At 74.8% G+C, this 3,912-nt stretch carries 4 protein-coding genes; all 4 read right to left on the bottom strand.

The genetic code is table 11. From position 1 onward, the window contains the following. Positions 1-174 precede the first annotated feature (174 nt). From ABZU46_RS24025 to mnmA, 4 genes are read right to left on the bottom strand one after another with little or no spacing between them, the layout of a single operon-like run. Entirely contained in the window at positions 175-1,185 is a 1,011-nt protein-coding gene (locus tag ABZU46_RS24025; protein ID WP_354861227.1) for an ADP-ribosylglycohydrolase family protein, read from the bottom strand. A gap of 30 nt (positions 1,186-1,215) precedes the next feature. After that, complete coding sequence (locus ABZU46_RS24020) at positions 1,216-1,587, bottom strand: VOC family protein (RefSeq protein WP_354861225.1); 372 nt, start codon at positions 1,585-1,587, stop codon at positions 1,216-1,218. 37 nt (positions 1,588-1,624) lie between these two features. Next, the gene (locus ABZU46_RS24015) at positions 1,625-2,629 is read right to left on the bottom strand and encodes a methionine synthase (protein ID WP_354861223.1); all 1,005 of its coding nucleotides are present in this window, start codon (positions 2,627-2,629) and stop codon (positions 1,625-1,627) included. Between the two features lie 60 nt (positions 2,630-2,689). Next, the gene (gene mnmA / locus ABZU46_RS24010) at positions 2,690-3,763 is read right to left on the bottom strand and encodes a tRNA 2-thiouridine(34) synthase MnmA (RefSeq protein WP_354861221.1); all 1,074 of its coding nucleotides are present in this window, start codon (positions 3,761-3,763) and stop codon (positions 2,690-2,692) included. Between the last annotated feature and the right edge of the window lie 149 nt (positions 3,764-3,912).

The following is a 3,912-nucleotide window of genomic DNA, read 5'->3' as shown; positions in this document are numbered from 1 at the left end:
CTGGACCAGGCCAGGCCACGCCGGGCCAGGCCAGGCCACGCCAGGCCACGCCAGACCAGGCCACGCCAGACCAGGCCATGCCACGCCACACCAGGCCCGGCCACGCCGGGCCACGCCGGGCCACGCCAGAGCAGGCCACGCCAGATCAGGCCAGGCCACGCCACGCCAGGCCGGTCAGTCCCAGGCTGCGCCGAGGGTGGCGAGCTGGTCGGCGTACTCGATGCGGTCGGCCCAGCCAGGCGGCCAGGCCGCCATCCCGGTGGCCGCGCCAACGAAGGCGCCGGCCAGGGCGGCGATCGAGTCGGAGTCGCCGGCGGTGGTCGCGCCCCGGGCCAGCGCCGCGACCGGGTCGTCGGCGTGGCGCACGGCGCAGAACAGAGCGGTGGCCAGCGCCTCCTCGGCCACCCAGCCCTCCCCCGTGGCCCGGCACGGGTCGCCGCCGTCGTCCGGCTCGCCGAGGGCGACGGTCAGCCGGCGCAGCGCCACCAGGCATTCGTCCCAGCCGCGGGCGATGAACTCCTCCGGCGTGTCGACCCCCGGGCGCTGCCAGAGATCGCCCAGCCACTCGCGGCGGTAGACGCGGTGCTGGGACCGCGCCCGCTCGGTGAGAATCGCGGGAAGCTCCGCCAGCGGGACGCCCCCACGCACGGCGAAGACCGCGTACGCGGTGAGTTCGCTGGCGGCCAACCCGGTCGGGTGGCCGTGGGTCAGTCCGGCCTGCAACTGGGCCAGCCCGGCCAGCGTGTCGAGGTCGGCGTCCAGCAACCCCACCGGCGTCACGCGCATGTTGGCGCCGCAGCCCTTCGAGTCGGCGATCGTCGCCTCCTGCCAGGGCAGCCCTCGGGCCAGGTCGGCGCAGGCGCGCAGGCAGGTCATCCCGGGGGCGCGGTTGTTGTCCGGGCTGACCGACCAGGCCACGAAACGCCGTCGCAGCAGCGGCTCCACCACCTCCGGAGTCAGCGACGGCGCCTCGTGCAGCGCCCAGCCCACCGCCAGCGCCATCTGGGTGTCGTCCGTGACCAGCGCCGGCTCGCCGGTCAGCTCACGCGGGCCGGTCGGGCCGTAGCGGCGCTGGATCTCGGCGACGGTCAGGAACTCGGTGGGCTTGCCCAGGGCGTCACCGTAGGCGAGGCCGAAGAGCGAACCGGAGGCGCGCAGCGGAGAGGAGTGGATCACGGCGGCCATGATGCCGGGCCGCCGCAACCCACGCCATGCTCAGTCCCAGCAGAGGCAGAACGGGTGGCCGGCCGGGTCGGCGTAGACCCGGAAACCCTCGCCCTCGCCGGGCAGCCGCCGGGCACCGAGCGCGAGCGCCGCCTTCTCCGCGCTGTCGATGTCGTCCACCGTCACGTCCAGGTGGAACTGCTGCGGACGCTCCGGGTCCGGCCAGGCCGGCGGACGCAGGTTGAGCGCCCGCTGGAACGCCAGGCGGGGCTGGTGCCCGGGCGGGCCGCCCAGCACCACCCACTCGTCATCGGGCTCGCCCTCACCCTCGACCAGGGGGATGCCGAGCAGCTCGGAGTAGAACGCGGCCAGCGCCCGCGGATCGGGGCAGTCGATCACCACTGAACGTAGCTGTCCAATCATGACCGTCATCCTGCCCACCGGGTACGACAGAAAAACGTCACTCCTCGGTGAACCGGCGACCGGCGTCCCGGCAGGCCGCGAGCACCGCCCGGGCGTACTGGGGAGTGGCTCCGGCCAGGCCGCACGCCGGGGTGACGACCACCTGCTCGGCGAGCTGCCGACGGGGAAAGCCGAGGCGGTCCCAGATCTGGCGTACCCGATCGGCGATCTGCGCGGAGGTCGGTGCGCCACCGGCCGACGGCTGCCGGGTCGGCGCGGCGCCGGCCAGCAGCCCGAGGCCCGCGTCGATGGCCTCGCCCAGCGGGTCCAGGTCGGTGACCAGGTCGAGGTCGAGGGCGACCGCGACGGCGCCGGTGGAACGGATCAGCTCCAGCGGCACCTGCGGGGCGCAGCAGTGCACCACAGTGGGTACGCCCACCGCGTCGACGACCGTACGCAGCAGAGCGGCCGCGTCCGCGGACTCCACCGCCCGGTACGCGCCCAGCCCGCTCTCGGTGGGCACCCGCCCGGCCAGCACGGTCGGCAGCGACGGCTCGTCGAGTTGCAGCAGGACCGAGGCCCCGGGCAGCCGCCGGGCGACCGCCGCGACGTGCCCGCGCAGCCCTTCGGCGAGGGAGCCGGTGAGGTCGAGGACCGCGCCGGGGTCACGCAGCAGCCGGCCGCCGATCGGCAGTTCCAGCGAAGCGGCCAGGGTGAGGGGGCCAGCGGCCTGCACCTTGATCGGGCCGGCGTACCCCTCGGCCTGCTCGGCGAGCTGGTCCAGGTCGCGTTCCATCAGGTCCCGGGCCCGGCGCAGGTCGCGGCCGGGGCGGGGGGCGACCCGCCAACGCCCGGCGTACAGCTCGACGGGCAGCTCCACCAGCAGCCCGGCGCTGCGGCCGATCAGGTCGGCCCCGGGGCCGCGTGCCGGCAGCTCGGGCAGGTGCGGCAGCTCGGGAAGCTCACCGAGGACGACCCGCTGGGCCTCGGCGATGTCGGTGCCGGGCAGCGAGCCGATACCGGTCGCCGCGCCGGCCGGCCAGGGCCACGCCTGATCTGTCACGGCCGAAGGCTATCCCGCTGGACGCGCCGGCCGCTCGGCGACCACGCGCAGATCGCCCGGTCAGCCGGTGATGGTCGCGGAGCCGAGGACGATGTCGCCGGCCGGGTCCGGACGGTACGCCACCACGGCCTGACCGGCGGCCACACCGCGGACCGGTCGACGCAGCTCGGCGTGCAGCGTGTCGCCGTCGAGGTCGACGGTCGCCGGCACCACGTCACCGTGCGCGCGCAACTGCACCTCGCACTCGACCGGAGCGGCCGGACGGGGGCCACCGGTCCACACCGGGCGGGTGGCCCGCACCGTCGACACCTCCAGCGCCTCGGCCGGACCGACCGTCACCGTGTTGGTCTTGGGCGTGATGGAGAGCACGTAGCGCGGCCGACCGTCGGGGGCGGGTCGGTCCAGGTGCAGACCGCGACGCTGCCCCACCGTGTAGGCGTACGCGCCGGTGTGACTGCCGACCACCGCGCCGGTGCTCGCGTCGACGACGTCGCCGGGCGCCTCGCCGAGCCGGCCGGCGAGGAAGCCGCGGGTGTCGCCGTCGGCGATGAAGCAGATGTCGTGGGAGTCCGGCTTGTCGGCCACCGCCAGGCCACGCTCGGCGGCCTCCGCGCGGACCTGCGCCTTCGTCGAGTCGCCGAGCGGGAACATTGACCGGTCCAGCTGCTCGCGGGTGAGGACCGCCAGCACGTACGACTGGTCCTTGGCCACGTCGACGCTGCGGCGCAGCAGCCCGTCCGGGCCGAGCCGGGCGTGGTGGCCGGTGACCACCGCGTCGAAGCCCAGGGCCACCGCCCGGTCCAGCACCGCCGCGAACTTGATCTTCTCGTTGCAGCGCAGGCACGGATTCGGCGTACGACCCGCGGCGTACTCGGCCACGAAGTCGTCGACCACGTCCTCGTGGAAACGGTCGGCCATGTCCCACACGTAGAACGGGATGCCGATCACGTCGGCGGCCCGGCGGGCGTCCCGGGAGTCCTCCAGGGTGCAGCAGCCGCGCGCCCCGGTCCGGTACGTCTGCGGGTTTCGGGCCAGCGCCAGGTGCACGCCGGTCACATCATGCCCGGCCGCCACCGCCCGTGCCGCCGCCACGGCCGAGTCCACCCCGCCCGACATCGCCGCCAAAACCCTCACCAGCAGACTCCCTTCCCCACCAACCCTATCCACCTGCCCGGCCCAGCCCCCACCCCACTCCGGCGTCGAACGGGGCCGCCCGGTCGGAGCACCGCGTCGATCATGAAGTTATTGCCACGACGCGCCGATACGGTCGGCAATAACTTCAT

It is taken from the genome of Micromonospora sp. NPDC005197, from assembly GCF_040608295.1.
In the GTDB taxonomy this organism is placed as follows: domain Bacteria; phylum Actinomycetota; class Actinomycetes; order Mycobacteriales; family Micromonosporaceae; genus Micromonospora.
This window is presented reverse-complemented; position numbering and strand designations above follow the sequence as displayed.

What these genes read in the sequence shown, in the direction of transcription:
- ABZU46_RS24025 (WP_354861227.1), bottom strand. Translation starts at nt 1,185, where the DNA reads ATGGCCGCCGTGATCCACTCCTCTCCGCTGCGCGCCTCCGGTTCGCTC.
- ABZU46_RS24020 (WP_354861225.1), bottom strand. Translation starts at nt 1,587, where the DNA reads ATGATTGGACAGCTACGTTCAGTGGTGATCGACTGCCCCGATCCGCGG.